This window comes from Streptomyces sp. NPDC008137 (genome assembly GCF_042957035.1).
Classification (GTDB): Bacteria; Actinomycetota; Actinomycetes; order Streptomycetales; family Streptomycetaceae; genus Streptomyces.
On sequence record NZ_JBIBHN010000003.1, the window covers coordinates 19,310 to 37,132 of the forward strand.

A 17,823-nucleotide genomic window follows, 5' to 3' on the forward strand; every position below is an offset into this window, starting at 1 on the left:
GCGGCCGCCGACTGCGAGGATCCGGCATCATGCGAGCAGTCGTACAAAATGACAAAAGACGGGCAACGGGCGGCGTACGCATCGGACTCGTCGTGCTCGCCCTCGCCGCCATCGCCTCGGGCTGCGCGCAGACGGACGCCGGCCGGGTCGCCCCGGCCGGCGGTCAGCAGCCCCTCGAGGCGCCCCCGGCCCGCGCGCTCGACTCCTACGCCACCAAGCTGCGCGCCGCGCACGCCGCCCGTATCGCCGCGGCGCACCGCTGGGGGCTGCGGAGAGTCCCGCTGGCGGCCCCGCCGGCTCCCGGGAAGAAGCCCAGGATCAGGACCCGTAAGGGCTTCGAGGTGGACGGCCACCGGGAGCTGGACCTGCCACCCGTCTTCACCACGATCCCCACCCGGGACAAGGTCGTCTTCCTCACCATCGACGACGGCGCCGAGAAGGACCCGGAGTTCCTGCGGATGATGAGCGACCTCGACGTCCCGTACACCGCCTTCCTCAGCGGCTACCTGGTGAAGGACGACGACCGCTACTTCCGGCAGATGCAGTCCAGGGGCGTGGTCCTGAACAACCACACCCTCTGGCACCGCTACATGCCGGGTTTGTCGTACCGCGCGCAGCGGCGCGAGATCTGCGGCATGCAGCGCTTCATCGAGCGGCGTTACGGCACCCGCCCCACCCTCTTCCGCCCGCCCTTCGGCAGTTACGACAGGGCGACCCTGCGCGCGGCGAAGGCCTGCGGCATCGAGTACGCGCCCCTGTGGAACGCGGAGGTCTTCGCCGACCACTGGGAGTACCGCGAGGCGGACCGGAGGCTGCGCCCGGGCGACATCGTCCTCAGTCACTTCCGGGGCCGCGAGCAGTGGAAGGGCGCGATGCCCGACATGATCCGCCGCTTCCTGAACAAGGTCACGACCGAGGGATACGCGGTGGGGCGGCTGGAGGACTACCTGTGAGGCGGCTGCCGACGGCCGCCGCGCTCTGTGCGGGCCTGCTCCTGCTGGCCGGATGCGGCGGGGCGGCGGGGGAGCGGGCGGCAGCGGACGGCCGGGGCCAGGACCCGGCATCCGCGGCCGGCCCCCTCGCGCGTCCGGCGCTTCTGCCGCCCGTCGTGGACCGGGTCCGCACCCGGGACCCGGTCGTCTTCCTGACCTACGACGACGGCGCCGAACGCGACCCCGCCTTCGCCGGCCTCGTCCACGAACGGCGGCTTCCGGTCACCCTGTTCCTCACGGACAGCGTCGCGGGCCCCGGATACGGCCGGCTCGCCCGGCTGCGCGCGGTCGGCGCGTCCCTCCAGAACCACACCCTCGACCACCCGGCCCTGCGCGGCCTGCCCTACGCCGGCCAGCGCGCCGAGATCTGCGGCCAGCAGCACAAACTCCGCACCCGCTTCGGCGTCCGCCCCCACCTCTTCCGCCCGCCCTACGGCACCTACGACCGGGCGACCCTGCGCGCCGCCGCCGACTGCGGCAGCACGGCGGTCGTCCTCTGGCGGGCGTCCCTGTCCGCCGACGGCGAACTGACGTACACCCACGGCGAGCGGCGCCTTCGCCCCGGCGACATCATCTCCGTGCCATCGGCCCCGACGGAGCCCCTGTCGCCGACGGAACGGACCGTCCGGCTGCTGGGGGAGATCGAGGGGCGGGGGCTGCGGGTGGGGCGGCTGGAGGACTACCTCCGACACGAACTCCCCGGCCGACGCGCCGCGGGCAATTAGCAGTCCGCTTGACCGAGTGCTAATCGCGGTCATAGTCTCGGCTCTGGCACTCACCACTGGAGAGTGCCAACACAGCGACGGGCAGGTCCGGCACCCGCGACGACGGATCCACCTGGTCGCCACCTCAGACAGTTAACCCCGTGAGATCTCCGAAGGGGGAGGTCGGATCGTGACGACCACCAGCTCCAAGGTTGCCATCAAGCCGCTCGAGGACCGCATTGTGGTCCAGCCGCTCGACGCCGAGCAGACCACCGCCTCTGGCCTGGTCATCCCGGACACCGCCAAGGAGAAGCCCCAGGAGGGCGTCGTCCTGGCCGTGGGCCCGGGCCGCTTCGAGGACGGTAACCGTCTTCCGCTCGACGTCTCCGTCGGCGATGTCGTGCTCTACAGCAAGTACGGCGGCACCGAGGTGAAGTACAACGGCGAGGAGTACCTCGTCCTCTCGGCTCGCGACGTGCTCGCGATCGTCGAGAAGTAATTCACCCCGCATTACCAGCATTGCAGTGAACTGCGCCCCTGGCCCCCGCGATCTTATGAAGCCGGGCGTCGGGGGCGCGGTTCGTTTCACCCACGTTTTCCGAGAGGGCTGAACCGCTCCCATGGCGAAGATCCTGAAGTTCGACGAGGACGCCCGTCGCGCCCTCGAGCGCGGCGTCAACAAGCTTGCCGACACGGTCAAGGTGACGATCGGCCCCAAGGGCCGCAACGTCGTCATCGACAAGAAGTTCGGCGCCCCCACCATCACCAACGACGGTGTGACCATCGCCCGTGAGGTAGAGGTCGAGGACCCGTACGAGAACCTCGGTGCCCAGCTGGTCAAGGAGGTGGCGACCAAGACCAACGACATCGCGGGTGACGGTACGACCACCGCGACCGTGCTCGCCCAGGCGCTCGTGCGCGAGGGCCTGAAGAACGTCGCCGCCGGCGCCTCCCCGGCCGCCCTGAAGAAGGGCATCGACGCCGCCGTCGCCGCCGTCTCCGAGGACCTCCTCGCCACGGCCCGCCCGATCGACGAGAAGTCCGACATCGCCGCGGTCGCCGCGCTGTCCGCCCAGGACCAGCAGGTCGGCGAGCTCATCGCCGAGGCCATGGACAAGGTCGGCAAGGACGGTGTCATCACCGTCGAGGAGTCCAACACCTTCGGTCTGGAGCTGGACTTCACCGAGGGCATGGCCTTCGACAAGGGCTACCTGTCGCCGTACTTCGTGACGGACCAGGAGCGCATGGAAGCCGTCCTGGACGACCCGTACGTCCTCATCACGCAGGGCAAGATCTCCGCCATCGCGGACCTGCTGCCGCTGCTGGAGAAGGTCATCCAGGCCAACGCCTCCAAGCCGCTGCTGATCATCGCCGAGGACGTCGACGGCGAGGCGCTGTCCACCCTCGTCGTGAACAAGATCCGCGGCACCTTCAACGCCGTCGCCGTGAAGGCCCCCGGCTTCGGCGACCGCCGCAAGGCGATGCTGCAGGACCTCGCGGTCCTCACCGGCGCCACGGTCGTCTCCGAGGAGGTCGGCCTCAAGCTCGACCAGGTCGGCCTGGACGTCCTCGGCTCCGCCCGCCGCATCACCGTCACCAAGGACGACACCACGGTCGTCGACGGCGCCGGCAACAAGGACGACGTGCAGGGCCGCGTCGCCCAGATCAAGGCCGAGATCGAGTCCACCGACTCCGACTGGGACCGCGAGAAGCTCCAGGAGCGCCTCGCGAAGCTGGCCGGCGGCGTGTGCGTCATCCGCGTGGGTGCCGCCACCGAGGTCGAGCTCAAGGAGCGCAAGCACCGTCTGGAGGACGCCATCTCCGCGACCCGCGCCGCGGTCGAGGAGGGCATCGTCTCCGGTGGTGGCTCCGCGCTCGTCCACGCCGTGAAGGTCCTGGAGGGCAACCTCGGCAAGACCGGCGACGAGGCCACCGGTGTCGCCGTCGTCCGCAAGGCCGCCGTCGAGCCGCTGCGCTGGATCGCCGAGAACGCCGGCCTGGAGGGCTACGTCATCACCTCCAAGGTCGCCGAGCTCGACAAGGGCCAGGGCTTCAACGCCGCCACCGGCGAGTACGGCGACCTGGTCAAGGCCGGCGTCATCGACCCGGTCAAGGTCACCCGCTCCGCCCTGGAGAACGCCGCCTCCATCGCCTCCCTCCTCCTCACGACCGAGACCCTGGTCGTCGAGAAGAAGGAAGAGGAGGAGCCGGCCGCCGCGGGCCACGGCCACGGCCACGCCCACTGAGGCACCGACCTCGTAGCAGAAGCCCCCGTTCCGCCTCGCGCGGAACGGGGGCTTCTCCCTTGTGCGGGTGCTTCACAACTCCAGCGGATCGAGCGCCCCGAGCTGCTGCATCAGCCCCAGCCGGTCGTACTGCCACCAGCCCTCGGCGATCTTCCCGTCCGGAGTGCACCGGTGGACGGTCGTCCCGGTCATGGTGACGTCCTTCCCGGTCGGCGGAATCCCGAGGAAGTCGCCCTTGTGGTGCCCCTTCCAGGTCCACCGGGTGCACACCCGGTCGCCCTGGGCGAGCTGGTCCTCGATCGTGAACGAGAAGTCGAACCCGCCTCGCCACACCTCCACCTCGCGCCGCAGCGCGTCCAGCCCGATGACATCCTGCACATTGGCGGGATCGTGGTCGTGGTAGTCCTCGATGAACACGTCGTTGAACGGGGGCGCCGCACCCTGCCCGGGCGCCTGCTCGAAGAACCCGCGCGCGGCGGCCGCGTACAACTGCTCGTCCCGCACCACGTCCAGATCCGTGAACGTCGGTGCCTCGTCGCAGAGCGCCACCATGTCCTGGAAGATCCGGTCGGTCTCCGGAAGCCCGGAGTTCCGCATCGCCTCCTCGTACGACGGGAACTCCACGATCTCGACCACGTGCGACGCGTCGGCCCGGTCCTTCGCCACCACACTGTGCGACGCGGTCCGCTTCCCTTTGGTCTGCTCGACCCACCTGTCCATCAGCCGGTTCATCTCGTCGAGCCGGCTGGTCCTGCATTCGATGAGCTGTACGAAGGTCATGGCCTCGCCTCCGGCCCCCCTGGGTCCGGTGGAACAGCTCCAATTGTCCCAACGGGAGCTGCCAGTCGCCTCCTGACCCCAGGTCCTACTGCGGTCCGTACTTCCGCCCGGTCCTGGACGACACCGCCCCGAGCATCCCTCTGGGCACCAGCTTCGCCGCACCCATCAGCGCCTTGTAGCGCGGATCCGGGATCGACAGCGTCTTGCCCCGGGCCAGATCGTGCAGCGCCGCCGCCACCAGCTTGTCCGCGTCGAGCCACATCCAGCCCGGGATGTTGTCCGTGCCCATACCGGCCCGGTCGTGGAACTCCGTGCGCACGAAGCCGGGGCAGAGCGCCATCAGCCGTACGCCGCTGCCGGCCAGGTCGCGCGCCGCGCCCTGCGTGAACTGCACGACCCAGGCCTTGGACGCACCGTAGGTGCCCCGCGGGACGAACGCGGCGACCGACGCGACGTTGACGACGCCGCCCCGGCCGCGCTCCCGCATGCCCTCGGCCGCCGCCGACGTCAGCCGCAGCACCGCCTCGCAGTGCACCTTGAGCATCCGCAGCTCATCGGCCATGGAGACATCGAGATAGCGGCCCTTGTTGCCGAAGCCGGCGTTGTTGACCAGGAGGTCGACGGGGTTCTTGCGGTCGCCCAGCCGGGCGGCCACCGCCTCGATGCCCTTGTCCTGAGCCAGGTCGGCCGTCAGCACCTCCGCCTCGATGCCGTGCCCGTCGTGCAGCTCGGTCGCCTGTTCCCTGAGCCGCTTGGTGTCGCGCGCCACCAGCACCAGGTTGTGCCCGTCGGACGCCAGTCGCCGCGCGAACGCGGCCCCGATGCCTGCCGTCGATCCCGTAATCAGAGCCGTTGTCATGGCAGAAGGTTAGTGACCCGGACTGAGTGCGTCCGCTTCCGGACGGGGCCTTCGCAGGTTAAGGGTCGGTGGAGACCATCGCGGTGAGACGCTGTCAGGCCCCGTTCTTCTCCACGTACTCACGCGCCCGGCGCAGCACCTCCGGGTGCAGCGCCTCGCCCGCCGCCAGCAGCCGCGGCAGCAGGGTCCGTTCGGTGGTCACCGCCCGGAACTGCAGGGCCACGGTGACATCGTGGTCCGGCCGGTGCAGGATCTCGACGGCGTCGCCCGCGCGGATCGCCCCGGGCTCGATCACTCGCAGATAGGCTCCCGGCGCGCCCCGCCGGGTGAACCGCTTCACCCAGTGCTTCTCCTCCAGATGACCCTGGAACGTACGGCACGGGATCCGCCCGGAGGTGATCTCCAGGACCACCTCGGGCCCGATGCGCCAGCGCTCACCGATCAGCGCGCCGGACACGTCGAGCCCCTGGGTCGTGAGGTTCTCGCCGAACGCCCCGTCGGCCAGCGTCCGGCCCAGCTCGCGCTCCCACTCGTCCAGGTCCTCACGCGCCATCGCGTACACCGCCTGGTCGTCGCCGCCGTGGTGCTCCAGCTTGCACACCGCGTCCCCGGCCAGCCCGCTCCCGCCGATGCCCTTGGGCCCGGGCGCCGACACCCGCACCGCCCCGTCCACCGGCCGCTTGTCGATCCCGGTCACGCCCGCCGGGTTGTCCGTGTACGGCACGGTCTGGGCACGGCCCAGATTCACAGACAGAAGCTTCATACCCGCACGGTAAGGGACCGGGTCTCAAAGCGGCGACGCATTATTCGTCTCGGATTCAAAGGGTCGCTTATTCTCGAAGGGTGATCGAAGCCCGTCATCTCCGCGTACTGCGCGCCGTCGCCGCCACCGGTTCCTTCTCCGCCGCGGGGCGTGAGCTGGGCTGCACCCAGCCCGCCGTCAGCCAGCAGATGAAGGCCCTGGAGACCTCCGTCGGCACGCCACTTCTCATCCGCACCGGGCGCGAGATGCGCCTGACCCAGGCCGGCGAGGCGCTGGTGCGGCACGCCGCCGGGATCCTCGCCGGGCTCACGGCCGCGGAGGAGGAGATCGCCGCCATCGCCGGGCTGCGCGCGGGACGGGTCCGGCTCGTCTCCTTCCCCAGCGGCAGCTCCACCCTCGTACCGACGGCCCTCGCCGCCCTGCGCGCGGCACATCCGGGCACCCGCGTCTCCCTGGAGGAGGCCGAACCGCCCGCGTCGGTCGGCCTGCTGCGCGAGGGCGACTGCGACGTGGCGCTCGCCTTCCGCTACGAGGGCGCGGCGGGTGCAAAGGAGTGGGACGACCTCGTCGTACGGCCGCTGCTGTCGGACCGGCTCGTCGCCCTCGTGCCGGAGCGGCACCGGCTCGCGGGTGCGGGGACCGTCGCCATCGGCGAGCTCGCGCGGGAGTCGTGGATCGCGGGCTGCCCCCGCTGTCGCGGCCAGTTGGTCGAGGTGTGCGCGGCGGCCGGCTTCACGCCCCGCATCGACTTCGCCACCGACGACTACCCGGCGGTGGTCGGCCTGGTCGGCGCCGGACTGGGCGTGGCCGTACTGCCCCAGCTGGCCGTCGAGTCGGTGCGGCCCAGGGGAGTGCGCACCGTGACGCTGGAACCGGCGGTGCGGCGGGAGATCGTCGCGCTCACCCTGCCCGACCTCGCACAGGTCCCGGCGGTGTCGGCGACGCTGGACCAGCTCGCGCGGGCGGCCGTCCGCTAGCGAAAACCACGCGCAAGCACGCGCGCGTCTGTCTGCAGAAACGTTATTTCAGTGGTGCGAGGCGGTGTGCCCGCCCGGTGCCGACGCCGACACCAGCCGGTTGCGCGCCCGCCCCATGAGCTCTTCGCGCTCGTCCTCGGTCAGCCCGCCCCACACGCCGTACGGCTCACGCACCGCCAGGGCGTGAGCTGCGCACTCGGCGCGTACCGGGCACCTCATGCAGACCTCTTTGGCCGAGTTCTCGCGAGCACTCCGAGCCGCACCGCGCTCGCCCTCCGGATGGAAGAAGAGCGAGCTGTCCACCCCGCGACAGGCAGCCAGCAGCTGCCAGTCCCACAGGTCCGCGTTCGGTCCGGGAAGGCGGGAGAAATCTGCCATTACGTGACCCCTTGTTGCCGTTCTGGGCGGATCCGGTGTCTACGACCGTACAACTACGATCTAAGGAGATGAAAATATGACTCATTGCGAATCTAGCTCCAGACACTGGCAAAGCGGAAGAAATGGGTCTGAATGGGGCATAGGTTGTGATGAAAGTTCGCGGGTCTGCTGCGCATGTCTGCACCGTGTCCGCCCCCTCACGTAGAGTGCCGAAGATGACAGCCGACCCCGTAACTCTTTCGAGTGACCGTCGTTGAGAGGGCGAGGCGGTTGAAGGAACAAGCGCTCGGACAGGCGTCCGAGACGGTCGACCGCACAGGTGACGAATCCGTACCAGCCTGGAGGCTCAAGGTGACGCGCATCAGCTGCGGAGGGCGGTCATGACTTCCGTCCTCGTCTGCGACGACTCCCCGCTTGCCCGAGAGGCGCTCCGTCGCGCGGTCGCGACCGTGCCCGGCGTAGAGCGCGTGACGACGGCGGCCAACGGCGAGGAAGTCCTCCGCCGCTGGGGGGCCGACCGCTCGGACCTGATTCTGATGGACGTACGCATGCCCGGCCTGGGCGGCGTCGAGACGGTCCGGCGGCTGCTGTCCGCCGACCCCGGTGCGCGCATCATCATGCTCACCGTCGCCGAGGACCTGGACGGCGTGGCGCTCGCGGTCGCCGCCGGTGCCCGCGGCTACCTGCACAAGGACGCCTCCCGCGCCGAACTGCGCGCGACGGTGACGCAGGCCCTGGCCGACCCGACCTGGCGGCTCGCCCCGCGCCGGCTGCGCTCGGCCGAGATGGGCGCCGCGCCCACGCTCACGGCGCGTGAGATCCAGGTCCTCGAAGGCATGAGCCACGGCCGCTCGAACGCGGAGATCGGCCGCGAGCTGTTCCTCTCCGAGGACACCGTCAAGACGCACGCCCGGCGCCTGTTCAAGAAGCTCGGCGCCTCGGACCGGGCCCACGCGGTGGCGCTCGGCTTCCGGTGGGGCCTGGTGCGCTAGGTCGTGTCCGCAAAGTCCCTCCTGCCCCGCGAAGCCTGGCACGCACTCTCGCCGCACCGCACACAGTCCCGAGTACGCCCAGTACGAGGGACCGCGTCCGGCGCACCGAGAGCGCGCACCCGCCGCAAGGCCCGCCCTCCGGGCGGACGAAGGGACTTTGCGGACACGACCTAGGGCCTGCCGTTCGGATCGGGTCGCAGGGAGCTGACGGCATCGCGTCGGCGCCGGCTTCGAGGCGGGTTGTCCGGCGCGGGTCGTGGAGCGGGGGCGTGTGGACGCCCCCGCGAGAGCCGGGCCCACGCTTGCCCGTGGGGGCCCACGACCCGGGGATGGTCCGAACAGCAGGCCCCAGGGGCGGCCGCGTGGGTCGGAGCGGTCGTGGCGGGGGTACGGAAAGCCAGGTGGGCGGGGGTGGACCAGGGGTCCGCAGGGCGCCCGCTGCTTGTTTCGTCGCCGATGCCGCATCCTTGAGGGTGTGGAGTTCCTCGGGGACGAGTCGGTCGAGCGGAAGGGGAGGGCGCAGGGGATGAGTTCCGGCGCACCTGCTCATAACGCTTCGGTGCACAACAACGGGCGCGGTGCCGCGGACCCGGTGGCCGCAGGGCACCATGGACCGATGCGCGATGACGAGGCGGTCAATGCCCAAGGGGCGATCGGCGCGCTCGTCCACCGCGCCGTCGACGGGGACGAGCAGGCCACGCACGATCTGCTCGCCCATGTCCACCCCCTGGCGCTGCGCTACTGCCGCACCCGGCTGTCCCGTCTCCCGGGCGACGCCCGGCATTTCGTGGAGGACCTCGCCCAGGAGGTGTGCGTGGCGGTGCTCCTCGCGCTGCCCCGCTACCGGGACACCGGGCGCCCCTTCGAGGCGTTCGTCTTCGCCATCGCCGCCCACAAGGTCGCCGACCTGCAGCGCGCGGCGATGCGTCACCCCGGCTCGACGGCCATCCCCTCCGACGAGATGCCCGAGCGCCCCGACGACTCCCTGGGACCGGAAGAGCGCGCGCTGCTGAGCAGTGACGCGGAATGGGCCAAGAAGCTCCTGGCCAACCTGCCGGAGAACCAGCGGGAGCTGCTGCTGCTGCGTATCGCGGTGGGGCTCACGGCCGAGGAGACGGGCCAGATGTTGGGAATGTCACCCGGCGCCGTCCGGGTGGCGCAGCACCGGGCGCTGAGCCGGCTGCGAGCCCTCGCCGAGCAGTAGTCCTCGTCGAGCAGCAGCCCTTCAGCAGCCCTCGGTTGAACAGGCGGTGGGCGGCCTCCGTACGAACATACGAAGCCCGGAGCGGACCGGAACCGTGGAATGAGACAGCCGCGCTTCCCGTTAGCATGGACATCCGCACCGATCAAGGCCATTTGGGGAAGGTGTCATGACTGCCAACGTCGACGGAGTGCCCGGAAAATTCGCGACACTCGGGCTGACCTACGACGACGTGCTGCTGCTGCCGGGCCCGTCGGACATGGCACCCGACGAGATCGACACCGCCTCGTACGTCTCGAAGAACGTGCGGGTCAACATCCCGCTGCTGTCCGCCGCCATGGACAAGGTCACCGAGTCGCGCATGGCGATCGCGATGGCCCGCCAGGGCGGCGTCGGCGTGCTGCACCGCAATCTGTCCATCGAGGACCAGGCCAACCAGGTCGACCTGGTGAAGCGGTCCGAGTCGGGCATGGTGGCCGACCCGATCACGGTCCACCCGGACGCCACGCTCGCCGAGGCCGACGCGCTGTGCGCCAAGTTCCGCATCAGCGGCGTCCCGGTCACCGACCCCGGCAAGAAGCTGCTCGGCATCGTCACCAACCGCGACATGGCCTTCGAGACCGACCGCACCCGCCGGGTCCGCGAGGTCATGACGCCGATGCCGCTGGTCACCGGCAAGGTCGGCATCTCCGGTGTCGAGGCCATGGAGCTGCTGCGCAAGCACAAGATCGAGAAGCTGCCGCTGGTCGACGACGAGGGCGTCCTCAAGGGCCTGATCACCGTCAAGGACTTCGTCAAGGCGGAGAAGTACCCGAGCGCCGCCAAGGACGCGGAGGGCCGTCTCCTCGTCGGTGCCGCCGTCGGTGTCGCCGGTGACTCCTACGAGCGCGCCCAGGCCCTGATCGAGGCGGGCGTCGACTTCATCGTCGTCGACACCGCGCACGGCCACTCCCGGCTGGTCGGCGACATGGTCGCCAAGATCAAGTCGAACGCCAACGGCGTCGACGTCATCGGCGGCAACATCGCCACGCGCGACGGTGCCAAGGCCCTGGTCGACGCGGGCGTCGACGGCATCAAGGTCGGTGTCGGCCCCGGCTCCATCTGCACCACCCGCGTCGTCGCCGGTGTCGGTGTCCCGCAGGTCACGGCCATCTACGAGGCCGCTCTCGCCGCCAAGGAGGCCGGTGTCCCGGTCATCGGCGACGGCGGTCTGCAGTACTCCGGCGACATCGCCAAGGCCCTGGTCGCCGGCGCCGACACCGTGATGCTGGGCTCGCTGCTGGCCGGCTGCGAGGAGTCGCCGGGCGAGCTGCTCTTCATCAACGGCAAGCAGTTCAAGTCGTACCGCGGTATGGGCTCCCTGGGTGCCATGCAGACCCGCGGCGACCGCAAGTCCTTCTCCAAGGACCGCTACTTCCAGGAGGGCGTCGCCTCCGACGAGCAGCTGGTCCCCGAGGGCATCGAAGGCCAGGTGCCCTACCGCGGCCCGCTCTCCTCGGTCGTCCACCAGCTGGTCGGCGGCCTGCGCCAGTCGATGTTCTACGTCGGCGGGCGGACCGTGCCGGAGCTCCAGGAGGGCGGCCGGTTCGTCCGGATCACGTCCGCGGGCCTCAAGGAGAGCCACCCGCACGACATCCAGATGACCGTCGAGGCGCCCAACTACAGCCGTAGCAAGTGACCCGCACGCGCGCGTGAGACGGACCCTGGGCGGTCCCGGAGCATCCGGGACCGCCCCTGTCGTACCCGTCGGCGATACTGGAAGACGCTGCAACGCAACAGGGAAAGGCCACAGACGTGACTGAGATCGAGATCGGGCGCGGCAAGCGCGGCCGCCGGGCGTACGCCTTCGACGACATCGCCGTCGTCCCCAGCCGCCGAACCCGGGACCCGAAGGAGGTCTCGATCGCCTGGCAGATCGACGCCTACCGCTTCGAGCTGCCGTTCCTGGCCGCCCCCATGGACTCGGTCGTCTCCCCGGCCACCGCCATCCGCATCGGCGAGCTCGGCGGCCTCGGCGTGCTGAACCTCGAGGGCCTGTGGACGCGCCACGAGGACCCGCAGCCCCTGCTCGACGAGATCGCCGAGCTGCCCGCCGAGGCGGCGACCCGGCGGCTCCAGGAGATCTACGCCGCGCCGATCAAGGAGGAGCTGATCGGCGCCCGCATCAAGGAGGTGCGCGACTCGGGCGTGGTCACGGCCGCCGCGCTCTCCCCGCAGCGCACGGCCCAGTTCTCCAAGGCCGTCGTCGACGCGGGCGTGGACATCTTCGTCATCCGCGGTACGACGGTCTCCGCGGAGCACGTCTCCGGCGCGTCCGAGCCGCTGAACCTGAAGCAGTTCATCTACGAGCTGGACGTCCCGGTGATCGTCGGCGGCTGCGCCACGTACACCGCGGCCCTGCACCTGATGCGCACCGGCGCGGCCGGTGTGCTCGTCGGCTTCGGCGGCGGCGCCGCGCACACCACGCGCAACGTGCTCGGCATCCAGGTCCCGATGGCGACGGCCGTCGCCGACGTGGCCGCCGCGCGCCGTGACTACATGGACGAGTCCGGCGGCCGGTACGTGCACGTGATCGCGGATGGCGGTGTCGGCTGGTCCGGCGACCTGCCCAAGGCGATCGCCTGCGGTGCCGACGCGGTCATGATGGGCTCCCCGCTCGCCCGCGCGACCGACGGTCCGGGCAAGGGGCACCACTGGGGCATGGAGGCCGTGAACGAGGAGCTGCCGCGCGGCAAGAAGGTCGACCTCGGCACGGTCGGGACCCTCGAGGAGATCCTCACCGGCCCGTCCCACACCCCCGACGGCTCGATGAACCTCTTCGGCGCCCTGCGCCGCGCCATGGCCACCACCGGCTACAGCGAGCTGAAGGAGTTCCAGCGCGTCGAGGTGACGGTGGCGGACTCGCAGCACCGGCGGTAAGGCTTTCGGACTCAGAAGGGCCTGGTCACTCGGTGAGTGGCCGGGCCCTTTCGCATGCCCAACCCGCTTTGGCGGGGCGCGTGTCGGGGATGGGGGCGCACGGTTGCCTTCGGGCCGTTCGGCCCCCTGAAAGGCGGTTTCGAGGCGCTAGTGTCCGTGATCGGCGCCCAGGTTCTTCTGGGCTCCCCCTTCCAAGGACACGGTTCCGGACCCCGGCCCCTCGGGGCCCGGCCCGATTCCGACGTGCTGCCCACCGGGTCAATGGGCAGCGTCGTGGAAGGGGGCGCCCATGGGCCGCCACCGCAAGCCCACCCGCTGGGACCGACTCCGTCTTCGGATGGTGCAGTGCCGGAGGAGGTGGATCTTGCGGATTTTCGGATGGTGAGCGGCCGCCCCCATGTGAACTAGGGGCGGACACTCCGTGATCCATCCTGGAGCCTGCCGCAGTGACCCCTGCGGTGGGCTCCGCCTTGTTTCGGATGGTGAGCGGCCGCCCCCAAGAAGCCTAGGGGCGGACACTCCGTGATCCATCCTGGAGCCTGCCGCAGTGACCGCTGCGGTGGGCTCCACCTGTGTCCGTAAGGTACCCGCGCCGCACGCCGCATGCCACCAGCCTTCAGGGTTCACGCACCCCACGCGCCCCCTTTCACAACCGATGCGCCGCCCCCGCAGGTGTCGCACCCCGCGTGTCCAGGAGCAGCTGCGCCTTCACTGACAGGCCCTGGAGGTCGTACGTGCGGTGCTGCTGGAGGAGGATGGTCAGGTCCGCGTCGGCGGCCGCTTCGTAGAGGGAGTCCGCCCGGGGGACGGGGCGGTCGAGGACGCTCCAGTCGGGGATGTACGGGTCGTGGTAGCTGACCGAGGCGCCCAGGTCCGTCAGCCGCAGGGCGATCTCCCGGGCGGGTGTGCCCTCCAGGTCGGCCAGGTCGGGCTTGTAGGTGACGCCCAGGAGCAGCACGCGTGCGCCGCGCGCGGACTTGCCGTGTTCGTTGAGGAGCTGGGCGCCGCGCTGGACGACATAGCGGGGCATGCGGCTGTTGACCTGCTGGGCCAGTTCCACCATGCGCAGGCTGCGGCCGCCGTGGGCGGTCAGGTCCTGTGGGAGGGTGTGGCCGCCGACGCCCGGGCCGGGGCGGAAGGCCTGGAAGCCGAACGGCTTGGTCTCCGCGCAGCGGATCACGTCCCACAGGTCGACGCCCAGGTCGTGGCAGAGCGCGGCCATCTCGTTGACGAGGGCGATGTTGACGTGCCGGTAGTTGGTCTCCAGCAGTTGCACGGTCTCCGCCTCGCGCAGTCCACGCGCGCGTACCACCTTGTCCGTGAGCCGTCCGTAGAAGGCGGCGGCCGACTCGGTGCAGGCCGGGGTGAGGCCGCCGATGACCTGTGGCGTGCCGGCGGGGGTGAAGTCGCGGTTGCCGGGGTCGACGCGGCTGGGGGAGTGGGCCAGGTGGAAGTCGCGGCCCGCCCGCAGCCCGGAGCCCTCTTCGAGGAGCGGACGCAGGAACTCCTCCGTCGCCCCCGGGTACACAGGTGACTCCAGGATCACTGTGGTGTGCGGGCGCAGGTGGGCGGCCAGGGTGCGGGCGGCGGTCTCCACCTGGCTCAGGTCGAGCCGGCCGTCCGCACCCGGCGGGGTCGGTGCGCAGATGACCGCGGTGCGTACCCTGCCGAGTTCGGCGGCGTTCGTGGTCTGCCGGAAGCCCCCCGAGAGCATCCGGCGCAGTTCGGCGGGGCTGAGGGAACCGGTTTCGGGTCCGGTCCGGTACCCGATGGTGGGGACGCCGGCGGCGACGGCGGCCTGAGCCAGGGGCAGGCCGTAAGGGCCGAGTCCGATGACGGCGAGATCTGCGGGCACGGCGTGGCCGTCCTTCCCGTAGCCGAAGTGGGACAGGTGCGCAAGCCCTGTGGACAGGACGGGCGAGTGCAATGTCAGACTAGGAGTAAATATGACCGTTATGTGGGATTGCCTGGCCGAGTTTCGGTGAGTGTCCCGTGTGGGTTGTCCACAGGCTGGGGCCCGTGGTGGCTGAAGTCGGGCAACCCGGTCAGAATTTTGGGCATGGGGGATACGGACGGGGCCTCACCCGACGGGTGCGGCCGGCGCGACCGATGAGCGGGAGGCAGTGTGAGGACAGCGACACTCGGGCCGGCGCAGCGAGCCGAGTCACTTGCATCCATGGCCGAGCGGGAGCTGGACGTGCTGGTCGTGGGCGCGGGCGTGGTCGGTGCGGGCACCGCCCTCGACGCCGTGACCCGGGGCCTGGCCACGGGCCTGGTCGAGGCGCGCGACTGGGCTTCGGGCACCTCCAGCCGGTCCAGCAAGCTGATCCACGGCGGCCTGCGCTATCTGGAGATGCTCGACTTCGCGCTCGTCCGGGAGGCGCTGAAGGAGCGCGGCCTGCTGCTGGAACGGCTCGCCCCGCACCTGGTGAAGCCCGTGCCGTTCCTGTACCCGCTGCAGCACAAGGGCTGGGAGCGCCTGTACGCCGGGTCGGGCGTCGCGATGTACGACGCCATGTCCATGGCGCGCGGCCATGGCCGGGGCCTGCCGGTGCACCGCCACCTGACCCGTTCTCACGCCCTGCGCGTGGCACCCTGCTTGAAGAAGGACGCCCTGGTCGGGGCGCTCCAGTACTACGACGCCCAGATGGACGACGCCCGCTATGTGACCAACCTGGTGCGCACGGCGGTGGCGTACGGCGCCAAGGCCGCCAACCGCGCGCGGGTGACGGGCTTCCTGCGCGAGGGCGAGCGGGTCGTCGGCGCGAGGGTGCAGGACGTCGAAGGGGGCGGGGAGTACGAGATCCGTGCCAAGCAGGTCGTCAACGCGACCGGCGTGTGGACGGACGACACCCAGGCGATGGTCGGGGAGCGCGGCCAGTTCCACGTCCGGGCGTCCAAGGGCATCCACCTGGTCGTGCCGCGCGACCGGATCCACTCCACGACCGGGCTGATCCTGCGCACGGAGAAGTCCGTGCTGTTCGTCATCCCCTGGGGCCGGCACTGGATCGTCGGCACCACGGACACCGACTGGGACCTCGACAAGGCCCACCCGGCCGCGTCCAGCGCGGACATCGACTACCTGCTGGAACATGTGAACTCCGTGCTCGCGGTGCCCCTCACCAGGGACGATGTCCAGGGTGTGTACGCGGGCCTGCGGCCGCTGCTCGCGGGCGAGTCGGACGCCACCAGCAAGCTGTCGCGCGAGCACACGGTGGCGCATCCGGTGCCCGGGCTCGTCGTCGTGGCGGGCGGCAAGTACACGACGTACCGGGTGATGGCCAAGGACGCGGTGGACGCGGCGGTGCACGGGCTCGACATGCGTGTCGCCGAGTGCGTCACCGAGGACGTGCCGCTGCTGGGCGCCGAGGGCTACCGGGCGCTGTGGAACGCGCGGGCGCGGATCGCCGCCCGGACCGGACTCCATGTGGTGCGGGTGGAGCACCTGCTGAACCGGTACGGGGCGATGACCGAGGAGGTCCTGGAGCTCATCGCCGAGGACCCGTCGCTGGGTGAGCCGCTGGCGGCGGCCGACGACTATCTGCGCGCCGAGATCGTGTACGCGGCCTCGCACGAGGGGGCGCGGCATCTGGACGACGCGCTGACCCGGCGGACGCGCATCTCGATCGAGACCTTCGACCGGGGCAGCCGCAGCGCACGTGACGCCGCCGGGCTGATGGCGCCGGTGCTCGGCTGGGACAAGGATCAGATCGAGCGTGAGGTCGAGCACTACCAGAAGCGGGTGGAGGCCGAGCGGGAGTCGCAGCGGCAGCCCGACGACCTCACGGCGGACGCGGCGCGGCTGGGGGCGCCGGACATCGTGCCCCGGTAGGCACCCGCCGCTTCGGGGCCCCCTCCCGACGTCACTCGAACGAGTGTCGCGAGCGGGGATCTCCGTTCGGGGCCCGGTCGTTCTACGAGGTGCGGGGGCAGAACTCGGCCGCGAGCACCGCGGGTTCGAGGTCGGGATCCGAGATCGCGTCCGTGTTCACGCGGAAGGTGAGGACCCGCCGCCCGTCGCCGGTCACCGCGGTGCGCACATAGCTGCCGGAGATGTGCCCGTTGTGGCCCCACACCGTGGTGCCGCACGGAAGCTTCTCGGGAAACAGGCCCATGCCGTACGTGCCGTGTGCGGCACGGGTGTCGAGCATCTCGCGCAGCCAGCGCGTGGGCAGCAGCCGCCCGTCGAGCAGGGCCGCGTAGAAGCGGTCCAGATCGGCGAGCGTGGTCACCAGTTCGCCCGCGGCGCCCGCCACCCGGGGGTCGAGAGCGGTGACGTCGGTTCCGTCGGCGGTGTAGGCGCGGCCGTGCGGGGAGGGCAGTGAGGAGCGGGAGCCGGGGAAGGAGGTGCCCGTCAGACGCAGGGGAGTGAGGATGCGGTGCTCGGCCTCGGTGGCGTACGAGTGGCCGGTCACCTGCCGGACGACCAGGCCGAGCAGGACGTAGTTGGTGTTCGAGTAGGCGAAGCGGCCGCGCGCGGCCGGAGGGTGGGTGAGCGCGATGCGTACGGCCTGACGGGGTGTGACGGGTGCCGTTCCTCCGGTGTCCGCGGTGAAGTCGTACAGGCCGCTGGTGTGGGTGAGCAGGGAGCGCAGGGTCAGCGCGCGGCCGTCGTTGCCGGCTCCCCGCACCAGGCCGGGCAGGTGCCGCTCCACGGTGTCGGACAGCGACAGCCGGTGCTCGGCCGCCAGTTGCAGCACGACCGTCGCGATGAACGTCTTCGTGATGCTGCCGGCGCGGAAGTGGTCCGACCGGGCGATTCCGGGACCGGCATGGGCATAGCGGGTGGCGCTTCCCTCCCGGGCCAGCAGGGCCGCGGCGGGGGCTCCGCCCCGGGTCACGAGCAGTGGCAGCACCGTGTCCGTGGGCGGGGCGGTCAGTGCCGAGGAGTCGGCCGGGGGCAGGCCGAGCAGGGCGACGGCCAGCGGCAGGGCCGGCAAGGCCCGGAACGGCGGCATGCGGGCTCCTCCCTCGTCAGGGGCCATCATGCAAGGCGGCGCGGGGCGCGGCGC

The 17,823-nt window shown here is 70.9% G+C and carries 16 protein-coding genes; 10 read left to right on the forward strand and 6 right to left on the reverse strand.

All coding sequences use genetic code 11. The annotated features are described in order from the left end of the window. Positions 1-29: 29 nt before the first annotated feature. The 4 genes from ACFZBT_RS06115 (at position 30) to groL (ending at position 3,942) form a co-directional block, all read left to right on the forward strand. Positions 30-953, forward strand: a complete 924-nt coding sequence (locus tag ACFZBT_RS06115) for a polysaccharide deacetylase family protein (RefSeq protein WP_391098978.1) — start codon at positions 30-32, stop codon at positions 951-953. Beyond that, positions 950-1,717 carry a polysaccharide deacetylase family protein gene (locus tag ACFZBT_RS06120; RefSeq protein WP_391098981.1) on the forward strand — a complete coding sequence of 256 codons (768 nt, stop codon included), beginning with the start codon at positions 950-952 and terminating at the stop codon, positions 1,715-1,717. Before ACFZBT_RS06115 ends, ACFZBT_RS06120 begins: the two co-directional genes overlap by 4 nt. A gap of 169 nt (positions 1,718-1,886) precedes the next feature. After that, complete coding sequence (groES, locus tag ACFZBT_RS06125; RefSeq protein ID WP_003974211.1) at positions 1,887-2,195, forward strand: co-chaperone GroES; 309 nt, start codon at positions 1,887-1,889, stop codon at positions 2,193-2,195. Positions 2,196-2,316: 121 nt separating this feature from the next. After that, a complete protein-coding gene (gene groL, locus ACFZBT_RS06130; protein WP_391098983.1) occupies positions 2,317-3,942 on the forward strand; it encodes a chaperonin GroEL in 1,626 nt (541 codons plus the stop codon). A 72-nt stretch (positions 3,943-4,014) separates the two neighbouring features. On the opposite strand, the gene ACFZBT_RS06135 is transcribed toward groL, so the two are convergent. The 3 genes from ACFZBT_RS06135 to ACFZBT_RS06145 form a co-directional block, all read right to left on the reverse strand. Next, positions 4,015-4,722 carry an ester cyclase gene (locus tag ACFZBT_RS06135; RefSeq protein WP_391098986.1) on the reverse strand — a complete coding sequence of 236 codons (708 nt, stop codon included), beginning with the start codon at positions 4,720-4,722 and terminating at the stop codon, positions 4,015-4,017. A gap of 85 nt (positions 4,723-4,807) precedes the next feature. Beyond that, complete coding sequence (locus ACFZBT_RS06140) at positions 4,808-5,581, reverse strand: SDR family NAD(P)-dependent oxidoreductase (protein WP_391098988.1); 774 nt, start codon at positions 5,579-5,581, stop codon at positions 4,808-4,810. A gap of 94 nt (positions 5,582-5,675) precedes the next feature. Next, on the reverse strand, positions 5,676-6,344 hold the full coding sequence (locus ACFZBT_RS06145; protein ID WP_391098990.1) for an MOSC domain-containing protein: 669 nt from the start codon (positions 6,342-6,344) through the stop codon (positions 5,676-5,678). An 80-nt stretch (positions 6,345-6,424) separates the two neighbouring features. On the opposite strand from ACFZBT_RS06145, the gene ACFZBT_RS06150 reads away from it, so the two are divergent. Next, complete coding sequence (locus ACFZBT_RS06150; RefSeq protein WP_391098993.1) at positions 6,425-7,321, forward strand: LysR substrate-binding domain-containing protein; 897 nt, start codon at positions 6,425-6,427, stop codon at positions 7,319-7,321. A gap of 48 nt (positions 7,322-7,369) precedes the next feature. On the opposite strand, the gene ACFZBT_RS06155 is transcribed toward ACFZBT_RS06150, so the two are convergent. Then, a complete protein-coding gene (locus tag ACFZBT_RS06155) occupies positions 7,370-7,699 on the reverse strand; it encodes a WhiB family transcriptional regulator (protein WP_184591351.1) in 330 nt (109 codons plus the stop codon). A gap of 380 nt (positions 7,700-8,079) precedes the next feature. Between ACFZBT_RS06155 and ACFZBT_RS06160 the strand changes: the two genes are divergently transcribed. The 4 genes from ACFZBT_RS06160 (at position 8,080) to ACFZBT_RS06175 (ending at position 12,811) form a co-directional block, all read left to right on the forward strand. Then, on the forward strand, positions 8,080-8,691 hold the full coding sequence (locus ACFZBT_RS06160) for a response regulator transcription factor (protein ID WP_003948568.1): 612 nt from the start codon (positions 8,080-8,082) through the stop codon (positions 8,689-8,691). Between the two features lie 616 nt (positions 8,692-9,307). After that, on the forward strand, positions 9,308-9,895 hold the full coding sequence (locus ACFZBT_RS06165; RefSeq protein WP_184591349.1) for a sigma-70 family RNA polymerase sigma factor: 588 nt from the start codon (positions 9,308-9,310) through the stop codon (positions 9,893-9,895). 166 nt (positions 9,896-10,061) lie between these two features. Next, positions 10,062-11,570 (forward strand): IMP dehydrogenase, encoded by a 1,509-nt coding sequence (guaB, locus tag ACFZBT_RS06170; RefSeq protein WP_391098996.1) that lies wholly within the window; start codon positions 10,062-10,064, stop codon positions 11,568-11,570. Positions 11,571-11,686: 116 nt separating this feature from the next. Further along, the gene (locus ACFZBT_RS06175; protein WP_391099000.1) at positions 11,687-12,811 is read left to right on the forward strand and encodes a GuaB3 family IMP dehydrogenase-related protein; all 1,125 of its coding nucleotides are present in this window, start codon (positions 11,687-11,689) and stop codon (positions 12,809-12,811) included. A 646-nt stretch (positions 12,812-13,457) separates the two neighbouring features. On the opposite strand, the gene ACFZBT_RS06180 is transcribed toward ACFZBT_RS06175, so the two are convergent. Then, positions 13,458-14,666 (reverse strand): nucleotide sugar dehydrogenase, encoded by a 1,209-nt coding sequence (locus ACFZBT_RS06180; protein ID WP_391099003.1) that lies wholly within the window; start codon positions 14,664-14,666, stop codon positions 13,458-13,460. Positions 14,667-14,936: 270 nt separating this feature from the next. Between ACFZBT_RS06180 and ACFZBT_RS06185 the strand changes: the two genes are divergently transcribed. Beyond that, positions 14,937-16,643, forward strand: a complete 1,707-nt coding sequence (locus ACFZBT_RS06185) for an FAD-dependent oxidoreductase (protein ID WP_391099005.1) — start codon at positions 14,937-14,939, stop codon at positions 16,641-16,643. A gap of 82 nt (positions 16,644-16,725) precedes the next feature. On the opposite strand, the gene ACFZBT_RS06190 is transcribed toward ACFZBT_RS06185, so the two are convergent. Beyond that, a complete protein-coding gene (locus ACFZBT_RS06190) occupies positions 16,726-17,769 on the reverse strand; it encodes a serine hydrolase (RefSeq protein ID WP_391099007.1) in 1,044 nt (347 codons plus the stop codon). Positions 17,770-17,823 lie beyond the last annotated feature (54 nt).